Source organism: Streptomyces sp. NPDC008086 (assembly GCF_042957325.1).
Taxonomy (GTDB): Bacteria; Actinomycetota; Actinomycetes; order Streptomycetales; family Streptomycetaceae; genus Streptomyces.
The window spans coordinates 405633-428348 of sequence record NZ_JBIBIA010000005.1 but is presented as its reverse complement, the minus strand read 5'-3'; the positions used below and the strand labels follow the sequence as shown (position 1 = coordinate 428348).

13 protein-coding genes are annotated in these 22716 nt (G+C 71.9%); all 13 read right to left on the bottom strand.

The annotated features are described in order from the left end of the window. Nucleotides 1–31 precede the first annotated feature (31 nt). Nucleotides 32–2209 (bottom strand): hypothetical protein, encoded by a 2178-nt coding sequence (locus tag ACFZBP_RS19805; RefSeq protein WP_391414661.1) that lies wholly within the window; start codon nucleotides 2207–2209, stop codon nucleotides 32–34. Then, complete coding sequence (locus ACFZBP_RS19800) at nucleotides 2209–6036, bottom strand: putative baseplate assembly protein (RefSeq protein ID WP_391414659.1); 3828 nt, start codon at nucleotides 6034–6036, stop codon at nucleotides 2209–2211. Before ACFZBP_RS19800 ends, ACFZBP_RS19805 begins: the two co-directional genes overlap by 1 nt. Then, nucleotides 6033–9149, bottom strand: coding sequence for a putative baseplate assembly protein (locus ACFZBP_RS19795; RefSeq protein ID WP_391414657.1), 3117 nt, complete (start codon nucleotides 9147–9149; stop codon nucleotides 6033–6035). The genes ACFZBP_RS19800 and ACFZBP_RS19795 overlap by 4 nt, the downstream gene beginning before the upstream one ends. Then, on the bottom strand, nucleotides 9146–9541 hold the full coding sequence (locus ACFZBP_RS19790; protein ID WP_391414655.1) for a GPW/gp25 family protein: 396 nt from the start codon (nucleotides 9539–9541) through the stop codon (nucleotides 9146–9148). The genes ACFZBP_RS19795 and ACFZBP_RS19790 overlap by 4 nt, the downstream gene beginning before the upstream one ends. Continuing rightward, entirely contained in the window at nucleotides 9538–9873 is a 336-nt protein-coding gene (locus tag ACFZBP_RS19785; protein WP_391414653.1) for a hypothetical protein, read from the bottom strand. The genes ACFZBP_RS19790 and ACFZBP_RS19785 overlap by 4 nt, the downstream gene beginning before the upstream one ends. A gap of 23 nt (nucleotides 9874–9896) precedes the next feature. Continuing rightward, nucleotides 9897–10433 carry a phage baseplate assembly protein V gene (locus ACFZBP_RS19780; protein ID WP_391414651.1) on the bottom strand — a complete coding sequence of 179 codons (537 nt, stop codon included), beginning with the start codon at nucleotides 10431–10433 and terminating at the stop codon, nucleotides 9897–9899. Between the two features lie 72 nt (nucleotides 10434–10505). After that, on the bottom strand, nucleotides 10506–11645 hold the full coding sequence (locus tag ACFZBP_RS19775; RefSeq protein ID WP_383448793.1) for a hypothetical protein: 1140 nt from the start codon (nucleotides 11643–11645) through the stop codon (nucleotides 10506–10508). Beyond that, nucleotides 11638–12021, bottom strand: a complete 384-nt coding sequence (locus tag ACFZBP_RS19770) for a hypothetical protein (RefSeq protein ID WP_383448791.1) — start codon at nucleotides 12019–12021, stop codon at nucleotides 11638–11640. Before ACFZBP_RS19770 ends, ACFZBP_RS19775 begins: the two co-directional genes overlap by 8 nt. 11 nt (nucleotides 12022–12032) lie before the next feature. Beyond that, entirely contained in the window at nucleotides 12033–12773 is a 741-nt protein-coding gene (locus tag ACFZBP_RS19765; protein WP_383448789.1) for a hypothetical protein, read from the bottom strand. A gap of 2 nt (nucleotides 12774–12775) precedes the next feature. Beyond that, on the bottom strand, nucleotides 12776–13360 hold the full coding sequence (locus ACFZBP_RS19760; protein WP_391414648.1) for a hypothetical protein: 585 nt from the start codon (nucleotides 13358–13360) through the stop codon (nucleotides 12776–12778). Next, nucleotides 13353–20396, bottom strand: a complete 7044-nt coding sequence (locus tag ACFZBP_RS19755) for a DUF4157 domain-containing protein (protein WP_391414646.1) — start codon at nucleotides 20394–20396, stop codon at nucleotides 13353–13355. Before ACFZBP_RS19755 ends, ACFZBP_RS19760 begins: the two co-directional genes overlap by 8 nt. Next, a complete protein-coding gene (locus tag ACFZBP_RS19750; protein WP_383448783.1) occupies nucleotides 20393–20689 on the bottom strand; it encodes a hypothetical protein in 297 nt (98 codons plus the stop codon). The genes ACFZBP_RS19755 and ACFZBP_RS19750 overlap by 4 nt, the downstream gene beginning before the upstream one ends. Further along, entirely contained in the window at nucleotides 20680–22713 is a 2034-nt protein-coding gene (locus ACFZBP_RS19745; RefSeq protein ID WP_391414643.1) for an AAA family ATPase, read from the bottom strand. The genes ACFZBP_RS19750 and ACFZBP_RS19745 overlap by 10 nt, the downstream gene beginning before the upstream one ends. Nucleotides 22714–22716 lie beyond the last annotated feature (3 nt).

Here is a 22716-nt window from a genome sequence, read left to right as displayed (position 1 = left end):
GCGGCGCTCACGTCGCGACTCATGGCCGGCATCACGTCACGTAGAGGATCCCGGCGTCCGTGCCCGCCGGGGTGTACTCCGCGAGCCGTGCCCTGAGGCCGTCCTCGCGCTGCGGCCGGTGCAGGTCGTGGAAGGCGCCCATCTCGGCGCCGTCGTCGCAGCCGCGCCGGATCTCCTCGGCGCACCGGTCGGCGAGCAGCCCGTACCAGGGCGTGCCGTACCGCTCGGAGGTGAACAACGGCCGTACACGACCGGCCTGTTCGGGCCCGGCCAGGTCCGGCTGGCAACGGTACCGGCGTGGGGTGCGCGACCCCGGCGGCACGTACGAGTACCGGATGCAGCCGATGCCGCGCCGGGCCACGTGGAGACGGCCGGTGAGGACCGAGTTCTCGGCGATGCGCACCGCGTGCGTGTGGATCTCTCCGATCACGGTGGTGCGGTGCAGATGCAGTACGGCGTGCGCGTGCCGGCAGTCCGGCGCGGACAGGGCCTCGCGATCGCTGCCGGTGGCGTCGAGGATGCTGTCGCGCAGGTGGATGTCGAGCGGCTCCTCGCTCACCTCGTCGCCGATGACCTCGATGGTGCCGAGGATGCTGTGCTCTACCTGGAGGCACGCGGTGGTGCGCTCCAGGACGATGCTGGGCTCCTCCGGCGAGTGCGGATCGCACTCGGGTTCCAGGGACCAGCCGGGGACGAGCGTGGAGTGCCGGACGACGACGGCGCCCATCGGGCCGGTGACGTTGATGCCGCGTCCGGCGACGAGCAGCCCGTCGAGGACGATGCGCGGACGCTCGTGCGGGGCGCAGTCCTCGGACACGGCACGGATGTTGAGGGCGTCGGGGCGGTTGCTGTACCAGTCGAGCAGGCGTATCACCGGCCGGGTGCCCTCGGCGGCACGCACTTCGAGCCGGTCGCCGGGGTCGAGGTCGAAGTCCAGCTGCTCCTGGTAGGCGCCGCTGTGGGTGATCTCGATGATGCCCGCGGGGCCGGTCCGGTCGGCGCGGCGCTCGTGCTGCCAGGCCCGGTAGGCGTCCATGATCTGGCGGTACGGCTGCCCGGGGCCGACCCGGTAGACCTCGGCGTCCGGCCGGGGCTCGCGGTCGAGGCGGTCGTACTCGCCGCCGCCCATGTCGGCCGCGGACGCGTGGTGGTAGTCCACCCACACGCCCTGGCGGGGCGCCGACCGCGACCCGAACGCGATCCGCCCGAGCTCCGGGTCGACGGCGACCTGCCCGCGCTTGGGCCGATAGCGCCACTCGGACAGGTCGGCGACCACGATGTCCGACGGCGGTACGGGCCGGTCCTCGCCGTCGCGCCGGATGACGAGGCTCTTGCCGGGGCCGTAGTAGTCGGCGAGCCGGTCGTGGAGCTGTCGGCGGGTGACGAACGCCGGGACGTTGTCGATGGTCGCGATGTGGGTGGGCGACGGCTCCGGGAACGGCTTGGTGACCAGCGGGGTGTCGTTGCCGAGGATCGAGAAGGTGTAGAGGTTGCGGGCGCGGTCGATGCAGTAGGCCGGGGACCGGGTGAGCGAGTGCGCCTTCAGCCGCCAGACGAAGAGCGCTACGCCCGCCGGAGTCCAACCGCCCTGCCGGTGCCGCGAGTTGGCCCGGCGTACGTCGACCGTGCGCGCCGTCGCGCCGAAGGGGCCGCCCGCGAGGTCGAGGGCGGAGTTGTCGCGCAGGTCGACGAGACGGCCGCGCTCGGTGCGGTGCCCTGCGCCCAGCTTCACCGGCTGGGTGTGGGAGACCTGCCGGGACAGCTCGACGGCGCGGGCGGGCCAGCCGGTGACCTGGTCGGAGAGTTCCTCCAGGAGGTGGAGGGTGCCCTTGCGGCGGCGGTTGGCCACGGTGGCGGCGACGTCGGCGCGCGGGGCGACGGCCTCGGCGAGGGCGGCGCGGCCTCCCTCGTGCAGGCCGGTCGTCAGGACCCGCTCGTAGCCGGGCAGGGTGCGATAGCCGACCAGGTCGCCCAGGTACGGCAGCACCCAGGGCGCCGCGGTCTCGACGAACAGGTCCTCGTAGCCCTGCCGGACGCCGTCGCGGATCCGGTCGAGCTGCTCGGCGATCACCGCGAGCAGCGCGCGCAGCTGTTCGCCCTCCTCGGCGTCGCGCAACAGGTGCCAGCGGGGCAGCAGCGCGGCGAGTCCGTCGGGTTCCCTGGACGTGCTCGCCGGGGCCGAAGACTCCAACCGGACGTCTGGGGACATCACTTGACCTCCGTCAGAATCAGGGTGTCCGCGGCCCTCGGCGACAGCATCGCGAGCTGCGCCGGGCGGATGCCGCGGAAGACGAACACCGAACGGCCCTTGGCCAGGCGCCGGGTGTCGGTGATGTCGGGATTGAGGCGCAGGAGTTCGGCGAGCGGGACGCCGTACCTGGCGCAGATCTCGGACAGCGTCTCGCCGCCCGCGGCACGCACCGTGTGGACCTTCTCGTCGTACGTCGCCTCGCGCGCCGCAACGGATGCCCTGGGCGGGCCGGGGTCGCCGAGGACGCCGGTGAGTTCCTCGGGAGTGGCGGACGCGGGGACGCCGGTGAAGACGTCGACGTCCACGTAGTCCACCCCGGGCACGGAATGGGCGGTGGCGAGGACGTCGGAGAGCCGGGCGGGACGCCCCAACTCCCTTCCCTCGTAGCCGAGTCGGGCGTGCAGTGCCTGACGCAGCCGGGGTTCGACGAACTCCCAGGCGTGATCCTCGGCCACCTTCACCCTGGCCGCGACGAGCAGCAGGACCAGCTCGCGCACGTCGACCCGCACGGGGAGGTTGAGGTCACCGTACTCGGTCAGCGCGCCGCGCAGAGCCCTGAGGGTGTCCGAGTCGCCGTCGATCGGCACGTCGTCCGTGCCGGCGACCGTCACATGCAGCACGCGGCGCCGGCCGTCGAAGAGCTCACGGGCCGCGGCCCGTCCGATGCCGGCGCGGGAGCGGGCGAAGTCCTCGTAGTCGGACGCGGAGACCAGGCGGTCGAGCGCCGACACGGCGAGCGGGATCGTACGCCGGGTCAGGCCGGGGCCGTCCGCGTCCGCGCCGCCCTTCGCCGGGCGCGGGTTGGTCACCTGGGTGACGCCGAGCGGCCGGGTGAGGGGCTGGGTGACGCGGTCGGCGGCGACGTTGGCGGCCTTGCCGGTGCCGAAGCGGTACCGGGCGCGGATGTTCTCGTGGCCGGACGGCAGTCGGGCGCCGTTGACGCCGTCGCCGAAGGTCACCGTCGTACGGCCGTCCGCGGTGGAGCCGGTGATGTAGACCCGTTCGACGGGGCCGCGTCCGGCGAGGCTGTCGACCTCGTGCCACAGGACGCCGTCGACCCGGACCTCCAGCACCGGTGTGGCGCCGAGGGGGTTGTCGTCGGCGAGCCAGGTGAGCGGGGACTGCCACAGTGCGAACGTCTGGTTCACGCGGTCCGAGTCACCGCTGCCGATGGCCTCCTCGCGGCTCTCGCCGTGGGTGGCCTCGACGACGTTGCCCAGGATCCGGACCGTCTCGCGGCGGTAGCGGTGGGCGAGGTCGGCGGTCAGGGTGAGCCTGGTGTGGACGTGGTCGCCGGGCAGCCGCGGGTCGACGGCCGCGTCGGCGGCGGCGACGGTGACGACCTCGGTGGCCCGCACACCCGCCGTGCCCGGGATGTCGCTGCGCTCACCGGTGACGACGAGCGTACGGCCGGCGCGCAACCCGTCGTACAGCTGGGCGAGTTCGACCTCGTTGCCGTGGACGTCCTCGCCGAGCGGTTCGTCGGCCAGGCGCAGGGGTTCACCGGCCGCGTGGACGGTGGTGTCCCGGATGTGCGAGAGCAGGACGTCGAACTCGTCCAACCACGGTTCGGCGAGGGTGAGTTCGGTACCGCGCCCGGTGATGCCGTAGTTGGTGTACGCCGCCGTACGGGCCGCGACGACCTGGGTGGTGACGAAGTCGAGCTTGTCGTCGCCGGGAATGCCGCCCTGGGCGCCCTTCGCGGGGCGCTGGATCGCGACCCAGCTGCCCACCGTGATGCCGGTGTGGACCGTGTCCAGCTGGAGGACACGGCGGTTGAGCGGCTCCGGCTTGCTGGCGATCACGACCTCGACGTTCGGCTCGGTGGTGCCCACCGTGTACTTGAGGCTCACCTCGTACTCGCCGTGCGTGAACTGCTCGCTCGCGTTCGGCCGCAGGGCGATCTGCTCGGACGTGCCGTTGTGCACGCCGACGTGGACCAGCCCCTCGTCGTCCGGCCGGGACACGAAGAGCGTCCGCTCGGGCAGACCGGACTGCAGGCGTGCCGTGACACCGGGCTCCTGGGAGTCGGTGGGCCGACGGTTGAGCCAGTTCAGGTCACGGTCCTGCCCGGAGCGCACCGACAGCTCGACCTGTCCCGTGCCGAGCGGGAAGGTCAGCGGCTGGGCGACCGGCAGGTTCTCGGCACGCTGGTCGGAGCTGCTCCCCTCTACGTACTGGAACTCGGCCCGGACCGGGCTCCTGCCCGACGTGTCGTACACGACCCGCATACTCGCCAGCACCGCCCCGGTCAGCGGCCAGTCGGCGGTCCGGATGACCCGCCCGCGGTCGTCCTGGACGGGCTTGAGCGGGGCGGTCGCGCCGAAGGGGGCGGCAGTGACACGCATGGCGAGCAGTTCGCGCAGGAGCTGGGGGGTGCCGGGGGCGGCGGCTGTCCGCCATGCCGGGTAGAGGGTGCCGAGGGAGGGGTTGAGGGCGGAGAGCAGGCGGGCGGTGTCGGTGCCGGGAAGCTGACGGCCGCTGCCTCCGCGCGGGGCGGGCGTTGAGGCGCGTAGGGCGGGTAGAACAGCGCCCAGTGCCTGTAGAGCAGCGGTGCGCGCATCGCCCCTAAGGGGCGCGGGGCTGTATCGATCTGCGGCTCCGCCGCGGGGCGCGACCAGCCCCAACGGCGCCGCAGACGAACGACTACCCGTCTCATCCGTCTGCGCCGGTGCCAACTCCAAGGCACGATCGCCCAGTTCCGCCAGCACCGCCTCCAACTGCTCGAACCAGGCGGCGACGTCAGGGTAGGGCTCTGCCAACACCTGAGCCTCACCAAGACGCGCCACCGGCTCCGCCAGCCGGGCCGCGAGCCGCTCGGGCGTCTTGATGCCCTCCAGGTCCTCCCTCAGGGGCGCCAGCACCTGGTCCTCGAAGTCCTCGATCAGCCGGCTGACGGGCCGAGGATTCGGCACCTCGGGCGTAGGCGGCTCATCCCCCGGCTCCCCCGGAGCGGCCGGATCGGCGGTCCAGCGCCGTACCTCGTCGACCAGCTCCTTCAGCGTCGGCGGCGCGGACTTCGGCAACGAGATCGCCGTGATCTCGTCCTCCCGATCGAGCCGCGCCTTGGCGACGGGCAGCAACGTCCGTTCCCCGCCCGCCTGTTCACCGAAGACGAAGAGCAACTGGTCGCCGGTCTGGAGCGAGTTCGCCGTGCCCTCGATGAACAGCTCCGAGCGACGCTCCAGGTCCGCGGGAGTGACGAGGGAGGGACGCCGACGGCGCACCTTCAGCTCGTTCCAGTCCCAGCGGGCCGTCAGATCACGGCTGGTCTCGAAGGTGAGGGACTGCTCGTCCGCGGACGCGGGCACGCTGTGGCTGCGGGCACCGCGTGGAATGGTGACCGGCAGCGCCTCCGCGCGCGGGTCGCGTTCCAGCGTGTACGCCAGATGCGTGGCGGCGGCGACGCCGGGACGCGGGCGGTGGCCGACGAGACGGCCGAGCAGGACCAGGGAACGGTGCTCGTTGGCCGTACGGACGTAGGCCTCGTCGGCGATGCGCTCGGAGTGGAAGGTGAGCAGGTCACCGAGGACGGCGGTGGCGTCGAGGAGGCCGATCGCCGGGTCGTCCGGGGTGCGCACGGTCAGCCCGTCGAGAGCCGGGTAGGCGGGTGAGGCGAGGCGGTCGAGGAGGGCGGCCCGGAAGGAGCCGTACTCGCCGACGCGGTAGTCGAGGGCCGTACGGCCGGGCGGGTTGTGCACGGGGGCCGGCGCGAGTCGCTCGTCGTGGCCGCCGCGGCAGGCCCCGCCGCAGGCGCAGTCGTCGATCGTCGGGTCCGTCGTCACCGGGCACCTCCCAGGGAAATCGCCAGCCGGCCGTTCTCCGGCCGGTCCGGGTCGTTGTCGCAGGTGGCGATCTCCAGCGGGCCGAGCCGCAGCACGCCGTCCTCCCTCTCTCCTCGGTCCGGCTCGAACAGCCTTTGCAGTCGGGTGACTTGGACGCTCTCGACGCCGGGCACGGCTGCCGCGACGGCGACGAGCCGGCTGAGCCGTACCGGTTCGCCGAAGGTGAGCGCGTCCGGGTGGAAGAAGCCGAGGCGTCCGCCCGGGAGGCGGCCGTTGCCCAGGACGCGGTACAGCTCGGCCAGGATCTGCCCGTGCTGGTGGCCCGGCGCGGCGCACACGGTCAGCGCGATGTCCAGCGGCACGAGCCGCGCGCCGTCGACCACGAGGTCGTGGCCGATGCGCCGGTACGGCTCGAGCGACTGGGCGACCGAGGCCAGCAGCTCGGCCGACGGGGCGCCGGCGCCGTACGCGTCGATCGCGACCTGCGCCTCCTGGACGCTGCCGGTCCAGCGCAGCTCCGCCGCCGCCCGCTGGACGCCGGGCAGGGCGGTGGCGAGGGCCGCGTAGTCGTCGGCGGTGACGGCGCGCAGCCGGGTGCGGCGCAGGTCGAGCGGGGCCAACTGGCGTACCTGCTCGACGGGTTCGGGTGCGGTGCCACCGACGGCCGGGAGCGGGTTGCGGACCACGGCGGCGGGCGGCGGGTCGCAGTCGGGCTGGACGACGAGGTGGTTGATGGCCTCCGCACCGACGTTGCCGGCCGTGCCGCCGCCGAGGCGGTAGTGCAGGGCGAGGCGGGACCCGGGGGTCGGCCTCGCGCCGTGCCGTCCGTCGCCGAAGCGCAGCGCGAGCCGGCCGTCGTCCTCCAGTTCGCCGACGAAGTGCCGGTCGCGGGGGCCGCTGTCGAGCAGGTCGCGGCGCGGCTCCCAGACGGAGGTCTCGCCCTCGTCGACGCGTACGGCGGGCAGGGCGTGCCGCGGGTCCTGGGCCAGGGCGTCGGTCGCGGAGCCGCGCAGCACCGGTTCCTCGGGGTGCAGTCCGGCGGCGTAGACGGGCCCCCAGCTGTGCGCGATCTCCCAGGCGATGTGCCCGTCGAGGACGGTGCCGGCTCGGGCGCGGGCCGTGAGGACCTCGACGCGGCGCAGTTTGGCGTCGAGCAACTCGTCGTTGCGGTGCAGGAGTTCACGCAGGGCGCGGACGGGGTGGCGGTGGAGTTCGATGTGCTCCAGGATCCTCAGGCCGTAGATCACGGTGAGTTCGTCGATCTCCTGCTCGGAGAGTCCGTCCCGGTCGCGGGCGCTGCGCCACAGTTCGACGAGACGCTGACGGACGCGTCCCGGGATCGCCGCGATTCGCTCGGCCTGTCCGGCGGCGACGGTGGCCGGCTCGGGGAACGGCACCGTCTGCGCGACGGGCGCGCGACCGAGGAGGGGACGGAAGCGGGGTCGGATGCCCGGGTGGACGGACTGGGCGAGCAGCGTGCGCAGGGCCGCGGCCTGGGCGTACGCCGTTCCGGGCACGACGCGTTCGTGGCGCTGGCCGGCGCGTTCCAGGCCGAGCCCGGCGCGGTTGGTGGCCGCCTCGCCGACGACCTCGAAGAGTTCGCGGACGTCGTCGGCGGTGAGGGCCTCGCCCGATTCCGCCTGATCTGTCAGGGAGTTGATGAGCCGGGCGGGGGCGTTGCCCTCGTCGCGGTCGTGGCAGCCGAAGGCGGGAGGGTCGCAGGGGGCGACCTCGGCGGGGGCCTGCGGGACGGTGGACGTCTCGGGGAGCCCGTGCAGGGTGCGGCCGTGGTCGACGAGGACGACGTTGCCGCGGGCGAGGGAAACGTCCTCGACGGGGAGGCAGTCCCGGCCGCCGCGGGTGGTGAGGCAGAGCGGGAAGCGCAGGGCGTCCTCGGCGGCCCAGGTGACCTCCAGGACAGGCTGGTCCTCGATGCGGTCCACGGCCGGGGTGACGGAGGTCAGACGGACGGCCTGACGGTGGCCGGGGTCCGCGTCGCCGGGAGTGCCGGTGCGGGGGCCCTTGACCTCCTCCAGGACGAGCACGTCACCGGGCTTCAGGTCGAGCCGGCGGTCCCGGCAGGTCTCCGGGTCGACCCACGCGTCGCGCAGGGTGGCGGAGGTGGCGCCCTTCGGCAGGGTGCACACCTCGCCGCCCCAGCTCCACAGCCGGATCGCGTTGTGGGCGACGCGCAGCTGAAGCGGGTCGGCGGTGACGACCGGTTCGAAGACCTCCACCGAGCCGCGCTCGTCGAGGTCGCCGAGGTCGGCCTCGTCGATGACGGTGCCGGGCTCGGGACGGTCGTGCGGGTCGAGGGTACGGACGTCGACGGAGGCGAAGCGGTACGTCCCGGGCGCCAGGGTGTGGTCACCGGCGATCTCGACGGCGACGTACGCACGCGCCGCGCACCCGTCGTGCATCGCGTAGTCGATCAGCCGGACGTGCCGCCGTACGGAGACCCGGCGGCGGGCGGTGTCGAGGTAGGCCTCGGTGGCCACCGCGTCCTGCTGGTAGCTGATCTGGTCACCGGTGTACGCGAGCAGTTCGACGAGGGTCACGCCGAGGTCGGCGGGGTTGCGCTCGACCCAGTCGGGTGTGGTGAGCGCGAGGCGGTCCAGGAGCAGCTTGCGGATGGTGTCGTAGTCGCGGGCGGTGTAGTCGACGACGGGCGCGGCGGGGAAGTCCGCCCGGTCCGGCTCGTCCTCCTCGCAGTCGAAGGGGGTCGGGCGGTCGGGCCGGAAGGCGAAGGTCGCCCGGTGGTAGCGCTGGTCGAAGCCGCGGAAGGGCTCGGTGCCGGGGCGGCCGTACGGGTCGGTCTCGACCAGGGAGAGCCGGTAGCGGGAGGTGTCGCCGGCCTTGTCGAGGGTGACGTAGAGCCGGTCGTCGAGCTCGGGGTCCTCCTCGCGCTCCACGCTGACGTCCACGGCGGTGATGCCGGTGATCCTCCGGCCGCCGTCGATGCGGACGTTCTCGGGGCCGAGGCCGTGCGGGGCCTTGCCGAGGAAGGTGACGGTGAGCAGCAGGCCGTCGTCGCTGACCTCGACGGCGTCGACGCCGCCCAGCTGGGCGGCACGGACCTTGGCCCGGCGGGAGGTGGCGGTCGTGCCGGTCATGCCGTGGCCCTCCCTTCGAAGACGTCGTCGCGTCGGGCGCCGTCGGCGCGTACGACGTACGACAGGTACACGCGGACGACGTTGTCCTCGCTGACCACGTCGAGGGCCTCCACCTCGATGAGATCGCCGAGCCAGCGCTGGAGCGAGGCCTGCACGGAGAGTTCGAGGGTGCTGATCAGCTCGGGGCTGGTCGGGGCGAAGACCAGGTCGAGGAGGCCGCAGCCGAAGTCGGGGCGCATCACGCGCTCGCCGGGGCTGGTGAACAGCAGCTGCTCGATGAGGTCGTGGACGTGTTCGCCGTGCCTGGCGTGCGCGGTACGGCCGCGGCGGTCCGCGCGGAAGGGGAACGCGAGGTCGGAACGGGGCCTGGTGCCCCGGCTCGTGGGGCTCATCGGACGGTCACCTTTCGCTGCGCGGCCTGGACGACGGGCGGCCCCTGCGGCACGAAGGCCGCGGTGAAGCAGGCGGCCGCGGAGGTGTCGAGCAGCACGGGCGCGCCGTCGACGGTGATACCGGAGCCGGCGGCGGTCCAGCGGACCGTCACGCATGGCGAGGGCACGCCGTTCACGGTGTGCGGGCAGCCGGTGATCACATAGCTGTGCGCGGCTGTGGCGACGGCGGCGCCCGCGAGGCGTACGCCGCCGGAGGGTGTGCCGGCGGGCGCGGCGCGGCCGCCGTGCGGGCAACCGATCACGGCACCGGCGTCGAGCAGAGTCCCGGACATTGTCTTGTGTCCCCCGTCTTTCCTCATCGCTTGGAGAGCACGGTCAACTGGCCCTCGTTGATGGTCACTTCGTTGCCGCGCAGCAGGATCTCGGCGCCCGCGCCGGTCGAGATGACCACGGCCTCCCTGGTGATACGGATGTATGCGCCGCCCTGGGCCTGAAGCAGGATTCCCTGCTCGGCGCCGGGCGTGTCGTTCATGACGAGCTTGTGCGCCTGCGGCGTCTGTACGACGACGGGCTTGTTCGGCGAGTTGGCCTGGAGCTCGCGACGCGCGTCGGGCGGCAGCTCGTCGGCGGCGCCGTACCAGCACCCGGTCCACACCGGGAAGCTGGGGTCCCCCTGCTCGAACTCCACCCACACTCCGGACCCCGGGAGCGGCACCACGAACTGCCCCGACTCGGGTCCGGTGAACGGCAGGCAGGGCAGCGCCCACGTCGACGGCTCGTTGCCCAGGACGTCCGGGACCTCGACGGTGATCCGGCCGATGCGCAGCGGGTCGTCGTTGCTGACGACGCGGCCGCGGAACTTGCCGAGGTAGCGATTGCTGGGTGCCGCCATGGTGGGTTGCTCCTGGTCGGTGGGTCTGTGGTCGGTGGGTCTGTGGTCGGTGGGTCTGTGGTGGCTGGGGGGTCAGGGCCGGACGTAGTCGCTGCGCGCTTCGAGCCCCTCCCTGGAGAGGGTGAAGTTCTGCTGGTAGGAGCCCGGACGCAGGTTGTGTGTGACGGACTTGACGAAGTAGTCGCCGTCGTAGGCCCGTCCCGAGCCGCGTACGCCGACGAGCTGGCGGGGCTGGAGGATGTAGCCGTGCCGGATGACGTCGAGGGAGCCGGAACCGGAGACGACGTCGGCGGACACGGCGGCGCGGGCGAGGAGTTCGGCCTCGGCCTGCTCGCGCTGGTGCTTGGCGGTGCCGGAGAGCGTCCTGCGCTTCAGGGCCGGGGTGGGCCGCTTGCCGAGGGGCGGGCGCAGCGGGCTGATGGACGGCTGCGGGAGCAGGTCCGACTGCCGGGTCTCGGGGTTCTGCCAGCGGGCCTGCGGCTCTTCGCGGGCGGTGCCGTCGTAGGCGAACGTCAGCTGGTCGACGGTGGAGTTGGCGTCCATGTTGACGTTGAGGGCGTGCTGGCGGATGCCGAGGCGGATCTCGGGTCCCCAACGGGCGGAGGACTGGCCGGGGTTGGGTCCGGGTTCGAGATAGAAGGTGTAGCCGTTCGCCCGTGCGAGTTCGGTGACGTATTGCAGGTCGGTGCCGGTCTGGTAGTGCACCCGCAGGTCCTGGTGCGGGGGTTGGGCGACCTTCTCGGTGTAGACGTCGGGCCGGATGCCGTAGTCGGAGTACCGGCGCAGGATGGCCAGCGCTCGCTCGGAGGGCGGGAGGTTGGGGTACCGGGCGGTGCGCTCCTCCAGGTCCATGAGCAGCGTCAGGTCCTCGCCGGTGACGGTGAGGGTGGAGTGGCCGGGCTGGTTGCTGGCGCCGACCTCGTGGCGGACGACGAGCCCGTCGAAGAGGACGGCGGAGGTGCCGCGGACGGTGACGCTGACGATGAGCCGGGTCTTGGGGTCGAAGAACCCTTCCGGCAGGAGTCGTCGGCTGATGATCCCGTTCTTGGTGAGGTCGAAGGCGAGCTGGAAGCCGCTGCGCTCGCCCGCGGTGGCGGTGATCTGGGCGGACAGCAGGGCCTCGGTCACCTCGGCCGGGACGGGCCGGGCGAGCTTGGGCCCCATCTGGAGCGTGATGTGGACGGGGCCCTGCCCCACGGGCAGATCAAACACGCCGGTCCCCCCTGCCGCCGGGGAACCCGCCGGCCAACGGGATGTCGATGACCCGCCCGGCCTCGTCGGTCAACTCCCTCGGATCCAGTACGGGGTTGGCGTCGGCGATCTGCCACCACTGGCCGGGGTCACCGAAGTAGCGCTGCGCGAGGAGGTCGGGGCGCTCGCCGGCGCCGACGGTGTGGGGCTGGGTGAGGTCGGGGTCCTCGGTCTGGTCGACCGGGGGCAGCAACCGGCGCTTGGTGTACCGCACTTCGGTGCCGTCGGCACGTCGGTGGATCCCGATCTCGGCGTCGTGGTACCGGCTGGTCCGGGGGTAGGGGTGGGCGCCCGGTATGGCGTCCAGGGCGTTCTCGTACGGCTCGATCTCGGCCATGGTCGTCCTCCTCAGCTCCTGCCGATCACGGCGTTGGTCCCGAAACCGATTCCGCCCCCGCCCGCGAATCCACCACCGCCGCCACCGATGCCTCCGCCGAGCCCGAGCGAGCCGAGGCTGCCGCCGCGGGCCGCCGCGGCGAGGCGTTCCTTCTGCGCGAGGTGGGCCATGTACAGGTCGGCGCCGCGGTGGCCGGCCGGGAGGTCGCTCACGGTGAGGATCTTCATGCCGATGCTGAGCGAGGCACGGATCGGATTGAGGTTCACGTCGAAGGCGGACTCGTTGACGGACAACTCGGTGAGCCGCACGGGCATGACCCGCTTGCTCCCCCAGGTGAAGAGGGTGAGCGGCATCTCGATCGGACTGATCTCGATGGCACCCTTCTGCGACAGCTTCATCGCTGCGCGGAGCTGGGCGGTGGTCGGTTGCACCAGCATCTCGAGGGTCGCGAGCTGAGGGTGAATCCCGTCGGGCGCGGCGACCTCGAACTGGTCGGTGGCGTCGATCTCCGCGGTGAACTTCCAGGTCTCCTGGGCGGGTCCCTTGAGCCGAAGAGCTTCGTTCCGGTCGCCGCTACCGGTGCCTCCGCTTCCGGAGTCACCACTGTCGCCGGCGGACTGGGGGGCGACGCTGCGCTCCAGGGTGTCCGGGTTGAACTGCAGGACGATGATCCGCTGGGGGGTGCCGGTATCGGGGTTGACTACGACTATTCCGGAGCGGATGGGTTTGGGGATGTCGGCGTAGCGGGTCATGGTCAACCGTCCTTCAGGCTCTCGAGCAGCATCCGGGAGCCCGCCCGGACCCGCTCGTCCGGGTCGCTTTCCGCCATCTGCCGCAGCAGGGATTCACATTCACCCCAGGAGAGGTAGACGGTCGCCCAGGCAGCCGCATTGCGAATTTCCGGATCACTGTGCCCGGCGGCCAATTGGATTCTCTCGAAGATCTCGACGTCGAAGGCCTGGGATGCCGAGAGCGCCAAGCGGACGAGATGGCGTGCCATCTCCGGCTTCGGTGTGTCCTCGCCTGGCTTCGTAAGAACCTCCTGACGCGAATAGGGCGTCAGGAGAGCGGCGATCCGGTCGGCAAGCGTCCCGACGGCATCGTCGTCCGCCCCGAACACGATGACCACGGAAACCTGGGTGATGAGGTCCTCGACGTAGGTCACCCAGAGTTCGGGTGCCGCGCCCCAGGTGACGGCCTTCTTGTAGTTCGCGTCACCGCGATCCGCGTTCGTGTCCACCACCTGCCAGCCGGCGCTGTGCGTGATGGCTTCCACAGCCCCCCAGCCGGGCAACTGCCGCAGCGGCAGGTGGATCTCGGTGTAACGGTGCTCAGACATTGATGCCTCGTTCCAGCCTGCTTTCAAATGCGCTGTCTGCCGGGATTCCCACGATTCCGACCAACTCCCGATAAATCTCGACCAAGAACTTCCCCTTGGCTTTGGGGTCATTCGGGGAATAGACAAGGCCTTTTGCGTCCGCCCAGAGCTTCAGATTGGCTGCAGTACGCCGAAGAACCTCTTCCGACGCCTTGCTCGGCAGCTGCAGTTCGGTCTTGTTGTTGATCTCCGACCCTACCTTCTCCCACAGGGCCGGGCCGACCCGCATGTCCTTGTCACCGCCAAGGTTGTAGGCCTTCTGAACCATCCACCCCGGGACGCCCTTGAACTTCTTCGTCAGTTCATCGATCTGCGGGGCAGGATGCCCCTGCGTCTTGATGGTCGGGGATTTCAGGAATCCTTTTCCTACCGTTTCCGATACCGAGACACCCACGCTGGTGTCGAAGTACGTCTCACGGTTGGACGCCCTGCGTGCGGCCAAGAACCACTCGGCCTGTCGGCCGGCTGCCTGACCTCCGACGACCTCATAGCTGTCCCGGCCGTACTTCTCAACCATGTCCTTTTTGTTGAACCGCGCCGCTGGCCCGGACAACGGAAGCCCCGTCACAAGGCCCGCGATGTGCGGTCCGCCCAGCTTCGACGCATTCGCCGCCGCCATGTTCGGGACCATGGTGAACGGCGTGCGCCCCGTCTCGATGAGACCGATGAGCGTCGCAGTGAACACTGCTTGGTCCAGAGTCTTGGCATTGGGGACGGTGTTGCCCTGCCACAGGTTTCGGTTTCCGGCCAAGGCGTCGAGCACGTGCTGCCCCATGAGGGCGCCGTTCGGTTCGGCGTCCTGCAGTGCCTTGGACTCCTGGCGGTAGGACGGCTTCTCGTCGCTGCCCTCGCGGCTGAGGGTGGTGCCGCCGCCGTGCTGTTCCGTACGCGTCAGTTCCAGCCGGGAGTTGTACTGAGGGTCCCCGGCCTCGATCTGAAGCGTCTCCGGCTGCCGGTGCGCCATCGGGTTGTCCATCATGTTGCGCAGCATGGGTGCAGTGCCGACGTCCTGGGGAACGACACGGGTGCGCGCGGCGGCGGGACCGCCAACCGGGGCCGGGCCGATGCGCTGCGACTGGGCGATGACCTGCTGCGAGTTCAGCACATGGCCGACCATGGCGTCGACCGCGTCGGCGAGTTCGACAGTCTCCATCTCCAGGCCGTTGGCAACCTGCTCCTTCGGGTTGAGCCGGGCCTCGATCTGAAAACGTTCGTTCGCGCCGGCACTGAGTTCGGTGAGCCGGTACCAGGCACGCATCGCCGCGAGAGCCGCGCGAAGGATCGGGCGTCCGGTGCCCCGGCGAAGCATGCTTTCGACGCGGGGACGGATGCGGGCCACGATCTTCCGGAGCCGCTCGTCCTTCGACTCCTTGGAATCCTCTTCCTTCTTGCGCTGATCCTTCTTGTCCTGCTTCTCCTTCTCGGGGTCCTTGTCCTTCGGTCGCCCGTCCTCGTGCTTGTCGCGCTTGGGCTTCCGCGGGCCCTTGCTCTCGTGGTTGGGCTTCGCCTGCTTGGCGTCGCCGTCCTTCTTCTTCGGCTTGCCCGGCGCGTCGGCGTCCTTGTCCTTGGTCTTGTCCGGAACCTTCTTGTCCTGGGACTTCGGCTTGTTCGGGTCCTGGTCCTTCGGCTTGTCCGGTGACTTGCCGTCGGCGTCCTTGGGCTTGCCCGCGGTGTCCTTGTTGTCGTCCTTCGGCTTGGACGTGTCAGCGCCCTTGTCGTCCCTCGGCTTGTCCGTGCTCTTGCCGTCGGCCCCCTTCGGCTTCGCCTCCGGCTCGGCCTTAGGCTTGGCCGGCGGTTCCGCCTTCGGCTTCGGCTTGGGGGTCGGGGTCGGCTTCGTGTCCGGCTTCTCGTCCTTGTCCTTCGGCTTGCCGTTCTTGTCCTTGGCCGTGGGGGTCGTGGGCGTCTTCGCGTCGGCCGGGGTCTTCGGCTTTCCGGGGACGCCGTCCTTGCCCTGGCCCGGCTTCGGGGTCGTGGCCGTCGAGGCCTTCCCGTCCGCGCCCGGCTTCTTCGTCGTGTCGACCGAGGGCTTCCTGTCGCCGCCCCGGTCGTCCGCCCCGTCCGCCCCCGCGCCCTTACCGCCGCCCGGCTTGTCCCCCTTGCCCTTGCCGCCCAGCTTCGCCGCGATGGACTTGAAGCGCCGGCCGATCTTCGCGACGTACTTGCCGATGCCGCTCAGCAGCGCCTCGTAGGCGAGTTCGAGCAGGGCCACGATGCCCGCCGCGACCGCCTTCGCGAAGAGGACGCCGGCGCCGCCGCGGCGGACGGCCTTGAGCCAGTCGAGGACGGCACCCATGGCGCGCAGGATCTCGCCGAGGGCGCCGATGGCCGTGCGGATGGCGTCGATCACCGCCATCACCCAGCCCGCGCCGGGGATGAGCTTGGCGATGACCTTGGTGATGACGATCTCGCCGATGATCAGGGGGAGTTGGGGGACGATCGCGTCCCAGGTCTCCTTGACGATCTGTTCGAGGGTGATCCCGCCCTTGATCAGTTTGTCCAGGATGGCCTTCGGTACGCCGATGATCTCCTCGATCTTGGACTGGAACCAGTCCTTGACAGCCGCCTTGACCTCGCGGAACAGGTGGTTCTTCGCGCCGTCCACCGCGGAGTTCTTCGCACCGCCGAGCCAGCCGCCGGGGTCGGAGAGGAAGTCGACCGCGATGAGCATGAACTCGCCCAGTGCGCTGAGCATGCGGGAGGCGAACTGAAGGACCGCCTTCACCGCATCCACGATCGCCTTGACGACGTCGAGGAGCGCCTTCTTCAGGACGTCGAGGATGCTGCTCAGCAGCTTGCCGATGGCGTCCAGGAGGTCACTGATCGCCTGCTTCAGCGCCTCGGCCAGACGTTGCACGAGGGCGATGGCAGCCGCGATCAGGTCGGTGATGAACTTGCGGATACGGGCCGCCAGTTCGATCACCGCCCGCACCATCGCCAGCGCGAACTCGATCAGGTCCTTGATGAAGTTCTTGATCGCCTCGACGATGTTCTTGCGGGCTTCGTTGATCCAGCGCTCGACCGTGTCCTTGAAGTTCTTGATGAAGCCGACGACGGCGTCCCGCGCCGCCCGGATGACCCGGACGATCGCGTTCTTGATCTCGATGACCTTCTGCTTGATCCAGTCGAAGGCCTTGCTGATCCAGTTGCCCGAGTCCTCGACGGCGCCGTCGCGCTGCTTCTCCGCGTCGCGCTCGGCCTTGTCGCTCTCGTCCTGGATCTTCTTGTCGCTGCCCTCCTTCTCCTTCTCGACGTTGTCGTCGGTCTGCTTTTCCTTGTCCTCGACGTCCTTGCGAACCTTGTCGTGACGGTCGGTCTTCTTGTCGCCGAGGCTCTTGAGCTCCTCGTCCTGCTCCTTGCGCCATCCCTCGCGCTGGGCGGTGACCTCGCCCATCGCCTTCTCACGCTCGCCCGCCTGCGTCTCGGTGTTGCGCCCGATCTCCGCGTCGACCTGCTGCTTGTGCTTGGCCTGCGAGTCACGGAAGTCCCGGTCCTTGGCCTGCCGGCTCTCCGACACACCCTTCTGCCCGTCGCTGAACGCGGCCTGGACCTGCGGCCCCTGCTCGTGCTCGGCCACCTCCGAGGCCGCTTCCGGCGGTACGGCCCCGGTGGCCCCACCCCCGTCGACCGCCACCCCCTCGCCGCCCCGCGCCCCCGGCACCGACGCGCGCATCTCCTCCTTGGGGGCGTCGGGGTAGACCTGGTCCTCGCCCATCGCCCGGCCGGAGTCGTCGCGGGCCGTGGCCACCGTCTCCTGGCCCTTGGCGTCGACATGGCCGTCCTGCTGACCGGCGCTGTCCTCCGCCGAGCCCTTCAGCTCCACGCCCGGCGCGTTGCCCGCCTGGGCCTGCTTCAGCGCCTCGTCCTTCGTCGGCAGGCCGGCGAACTTGGCGGCCAGCTCCTGCGGATCCACCTCGAAGCCGAGCCAGCTCGCCACCTTGCCGATGCCGAAGCCGAGCGCCATCTTGAAGGTGTCCCAGCCGCTGGGCTCCTCCGCCTTCTCCGCCTCGATCTGGCCCTCGGGCTCCTTGGCGCCCGTGACCTCGGCGTCCTTCTGCTCGGGAGCCTCGGCCTCCTGCGGCTTGTCCTGCGAGTACTCGGCCGGCGCGTCCGACTTCGGTTTGCCCTGCAACGTCTGCGGCGCACCCGCCGGGCGCTGCATCGAGGGCGGCGCGGACGCCAGCGTCTTGTGCTCGTCGCCGACCGTGCGGTCCACCGCACCGCCGACCCCGCCCATCGCCTGAAGCGCCTTGTGCGGCTTGAGCTTCGACGCCGTCGCCAGCCCGGCCTCCGGGGAGACACCGGAGAGGTTCGGGACCGGCGCGGAATCCTTCTTGCCCTTGCCTGGAGCCGGGGCGGCCCCACCGCCACCACCGCCGCCGCCTCCCCCACCGGCGCTTCCCCCGCCCCCGCGCGCGGCCTTCGGCGCCGGTGCGCTCTCCGGCTCCGCCTTCGGTTCCGGTGCCGCCTTCGCGGCCGGCGCGGACGCGGATGCCGCGGGGGATGCGGACGCGGTTCTCGCGGGCGCCGTCGACCTCTCCGTACGAGCAGACGCCTCCGTACGGCCCTCCTGCGTCGCCACGGGCGCCGGCGCCTCACCGGCCGACCCGGCACCGGACGCCTCCGAAGTCCCCGAGGTTCCCGAAGCCCCGGACGAACCGGACGAGTTCGCCGTACCGGCACCGCCCGTCCCGTCCGACGCACCGGGCGCCGTAGAACCGCCCCCGCCTACGGACGATACGTCCTGTTCGGCCCCGGCGCCCGCCTGATCGCCCTGCGCACCGGCCCCCGCCGACCCCCCGCCGTCCTCCTTCGCCCCGGCGTCGCTCTGCGCCGACTGCCCGCCCTTCGCCTGCTGGGACTCCTTCTCCGGTGCGGTGGCCGCCTTGTCGCCCGCCGCGTCGGTGCCCTTCTCCTCCTTGGCGGCCGACTCCTTGGCCTCGGTGCCGCCCTCGGATTTCCCGTCCTGCTTGCCGGGCGCCTCCTGCACGGTGGTCTGGGCGGCCACCGGCCCGGCCTTGGGGTCGTCGCCGCTCTTGGGGTCGCGGGTCCCCGGGGCCGGGCGCGCGGCCTGGTCCGGTGCCGGCCCGCCCGGGCCGGTGAGGCTGTCCGGGGTGCCCTCGGTCTCCGGCGCCGACGACTCGGGTTCCTCGACGGACTCGGCCGGTTCCTCCTCGGGCTCCGCCGCCTCGTCCTCGGCGTCCTCGGCCTCCCGCTCGGCCTGGACCTGTTCGGCCCTCGTCGGCGGCGGGGCCGGGAAGGACGGTGCCGACTGGGCGGTCGCGGGCGCGGACGGGTCGAGTTTGTCGGCGGTCGGTACGGCGGACACGTCGAGGTCCTGCTGCGGAACGAAGTCGTCCGGCTGGAGCTTGACGTCCCAGGCGCTCGGCTCCTCGCCGCCGACGTCGACCTCCGACTGGCTGCCGGAGCCGAAGGGGTCCTCGTCGGTCTCCTCGTCACGGCCGTCGAGGTCCTGGTCGCGCTTGCCGTCCAGCGTGCTGAGTCTGCCGGGCAGCTGGGTGTCCTTGCCGGACGCCGTCGGCGAACCGGTCGACTTCTGCTCGCCCCGCTTGTCCTGCTGCTTCAACTGCCGTCCGGCGACGGCCGCCTCGGCCGCGCCCGGGCGGTTCTTCGCCGCGGACTCCTCTTCACTGGCGGCGGCAGCGTCCTCGCGCTCGGTCTGCTCCTGGCCGCCCTTGCCCTGCTCCTTGCCGTCCTTGCCACCCTTGCTTTCCTGGGACTTGCCGTCCTGGCCGCCCTTGCCGTCCTGGCCGCCCTTGCCGTCCCTGCCCGACGCCGAGTCGGTGGCCGCCGCCTTCCCGCCCTGCTGCTGCGCGGCACCACCCGAACCCTCCGAGGCGGACGAGGACTGCTCCTCCCGAGCCGCGCCCGCACCCGCCGCACCCGCGCCGCCACCTGATGCCGGGGCCCCTCCCGACGCCTCCTGCTCCTGCGCCCCACCAGGCGCACCCCCGCCACCCGGGGTACTCCCCTGCTCCCGCGTCCCACCGTTGCGCGGAGTGCTGCCGACGGCGCCTTCCTCGACGGCCCGGTCCTTCTCCGGCCCCGGCGCGATACGGGGCCGTTCCTCCTCCGCCCGGCGCTCCTCGGCGGAGCGCGCCGCGTTCTCGCGCTCGGTGCGCACTTCCCCGGCCGTGTCCGGCTCGATCTGCGGGGCGTCGTGCGCGTCCCGCTCCAGACCGTCCTCGGCGTAGTCGTCGTACGCCTCGATCTCGTCGACGAGGTCGAGCACCCGGTCGTGCTCCGAGCCGAGCAGCCGGCTCTCCAGGCGCACGAGGACGCCGTCGAGCAACTCCTCGGGCAGCCGGGCGAGTTGCTTACGAGTGCGCTGGGAGAGGTCCTCGGGGTCGCCGCGCAGGGAGCGTACGAGGGAGTTGGCGAGGCGGTCGACGAGGGTGGCGGGGTCGATGGCCTCGGCGCGGTTGCGGTCGGCGTCGACGGTGGCGTAGCGCAGCCAGCCGGGGGTGGCCTGGTCCTGGGCGACGTCGGCCGTGGACTCCTCCGGGCCGGTCCGCGCGGGACGTACGAGGTCCTGGGCGGCCGATTCCGCCTCCCGCTCGATCGCCTGCTGGGGCACGCTCACCGCCCCCAGCTCCCGGCCGGCACGCAGCGTGCCGAGGCCGTGCGGGTTCTGGACGGTGTGCAGGAGCTCGTGGGCGAGAAGGCGGCGGCCCTCGTCCGTGCCCGGTTTGAAGGCGCCCTCGCGGAAGAAGATGTCCTGGCCGACGGCGACCGCGTCGGCGCCGAGCAGCTCCGTCAGCTGTCCGGCGTCCCGGTCGGTGTGCAGGCGTACGCGACCGAGGTCGTGGCCGAGTCGCTCCTCCAACTCCCGCCGTACGCCCGGGTCGAGAGGCTGTCCGGCGCCGCTGACGATCTCCTTGGGCTCGGGCGTACGGGAGTTGGCGGCACGCTCCTTGCGCTTGCGCCGGCGCTGTTCGGCGGCCTGCTCGGAACGGGCGTCCTGGGCCTGGGAGCTCATCGCGTCACCTCCCCGTGGCCGCTGAGCCCTTCGTGCACGGCGCGGGCCAGCTCCTGGCCGAGGCGGCGGGCGGACAGGCCGGCGGGCAGGGGCGGCAGGCCGGACAGCGCGTCGAGGGCCAGGGCGCCGTCGGCTGCGAGCGGGACACCGTGGGCCCGGACCAGGCGGGTCAGCTCGCGTTCGAAGGCGTCCGTCACCCGTTCCGGGTCCACGCGGAAGCCGTGGAGGGCGAGTTCGCCGATCTCCACCCTGATCTCACGCGGCTCGCCGTGCGGCGACGCGTTCACACCCATCCCCGCACCTCCCCCGGCGTCAGGGAGCGCTCCAGCTTCTGGTACTCGGTGCGTGCCGCGGCGAGCATGTGCCGCATCTGGAGCCGGTCGCCCTCCTCGGCCGCGAGGAAGGCCCCGGACAGCGCGATGTTGCGGATCGAGCCGCCGGCGACGGTGAGCTGGGCGAGCAGGCCGGGGTCGATGTCCTTGACCGGGGCCCGCGACGGCAGCACCCGGCGCCAGATCTCGGCGCGCTCGTGCTCGGCCGGGAAGGGGAAGTCGACGACGAAGCGGATACGGCGCAGAAAGGCCGTGTCGAGGGCCTTCTTCATGTTGGTGGTGAGGATGGCGAGGCCGCGGTAGGCCTCCATCCGCATCAGCAGGTAGCTGACTTCGAGGTTGGCGTACCGGTCGTGGCTGTCCTTGACCTCGCTGCGCTTGCCGAACAGCGCGTCGGCCTCGTCGAACAGCAGTAGCGCGCCGCCGCGTTCGGCGGCGTCGAAGACGCGCCGCAGGTTCTTCTCGGTCTCGCCGATGTACTTGCTGACGACCTGGGAGAGGTCGACGATGAACAGGTCGAGGCCGAGTTCCTTCGCCATGACCTCGGCGGCCAGCGTCTTTCCGGTGCCGGAGCCGCCCGCGAAGAGGGCCGTGACACCGAGGCCGCGCCGCAACGTGCCCGCGAAACCCCATTCCTGATGGACCGTCGGCCGCTGCCGCACATGGGCGACGATCTCGCGCAGCACGCCGGTCTGCCGGTCGTGCAGGACCAGGTCGCCCCAGCCCGCCTCCGGTTCGATGCGGCGGCCCAGCTCGTCCATGCCGATCCGGGCCTCCTCCAGGCCCGCCCGCCAGGCGAGTTCGGCGGCGTCGAGGGTGTCCTCGTAGGGGAGTCGGCGGCGTACGGTCGCGGCGGCGGACCGGATGACGTGCGGGGGCAGCTGGAACTGGGCGACCAGGGACCGCAGTTCGATGTCGTCGAGGTCGGCGATCGGATGCATCGCCCGGCCCCACAGCTCGACCTGCTCCTCCTCGTCGAGCCGCGGTACCGCCACCCGTGCGCCGTGCGGCCGGTCCGAGCGCAGCGGGTCCTCGCTGGACACGACGACCGGCACGGCCGCCCCGGCCAGGAACGCCTCGGTCGCCGCCCGCTGGTCCCGGTCCAGGTCGCCCACCTCGACGAGCAGCGCGGCGGGCAGCAGGATCGCCTCGCGCTGCCAGAGCCGGGCGAGCCGGTCGCGTTCGGCGGGGTCGGCCGGGATGTCCTCGGCGCCCAGCGCGTACAGCCCGAGCCCGGAGCGGGCCGCGGCCGCGGCGGCGATGTCGGCACGGCTGCGCAGGTCACCGCCGGTCACCTCGACGAGCAGCGGCGCGTCGGGGCTCGCCCCCGTCGTCCAGCCCTCGGCGACGCGGCTCGCGGCCAGGTCGTACGACGGCGGCAGGTGCTCCGGCACCGATGTGCGGCGCAGGCGGCCGTGCAGCCGGGCGTCGAGGTAGGGCGAGCCGAGCAGGAAGTGCAGGATCCGCTCGTCGAGGCGCAGGCGCGAGGTCGTCAGCCGGGACTCGTCGTCGAGTTCGACGATCCGCCAGCGCCGCAGCGGCGCGACGGGGGTGAGGGCGCTCCAGTGGGGTTCGGCGAGGGCGGCCAGGGCGAGCGAGAAGGTCGGGTACGTCCGCTGGGGGTCGCCGCAGGCCGCGGCGCAGCGGGCCGCGGTCGTGGGGTCGAGTTCGTCGGCGGCGCCGAGGAGGATCAGATCGCGTTCGAAGGGGGTGAGGCCGAAGCAGGTGACGAGGGCGTCGAGGGGGGCGGTGCCCGGGGCGGCCAGGGGTGCCGGGCTCGTGGAGCCGGCGGCGGCCGGTGCGTCGGCGTCCGGGCCGGGCGCGGTACCGGAGCCGGTGGCGTGGGCGTCGACGCGGGCGAGGACACGCCGGATCTCCGCGGTCAGCGTCGTCCCGGCACCGGGTCCGTCGGCCGCGCCCGACGTGCCCGGCGGCGTGCCGTGCGTCCCCGAAGTCCCGGCCGTGCCCGGTTCGTTCGTCCCCATGTC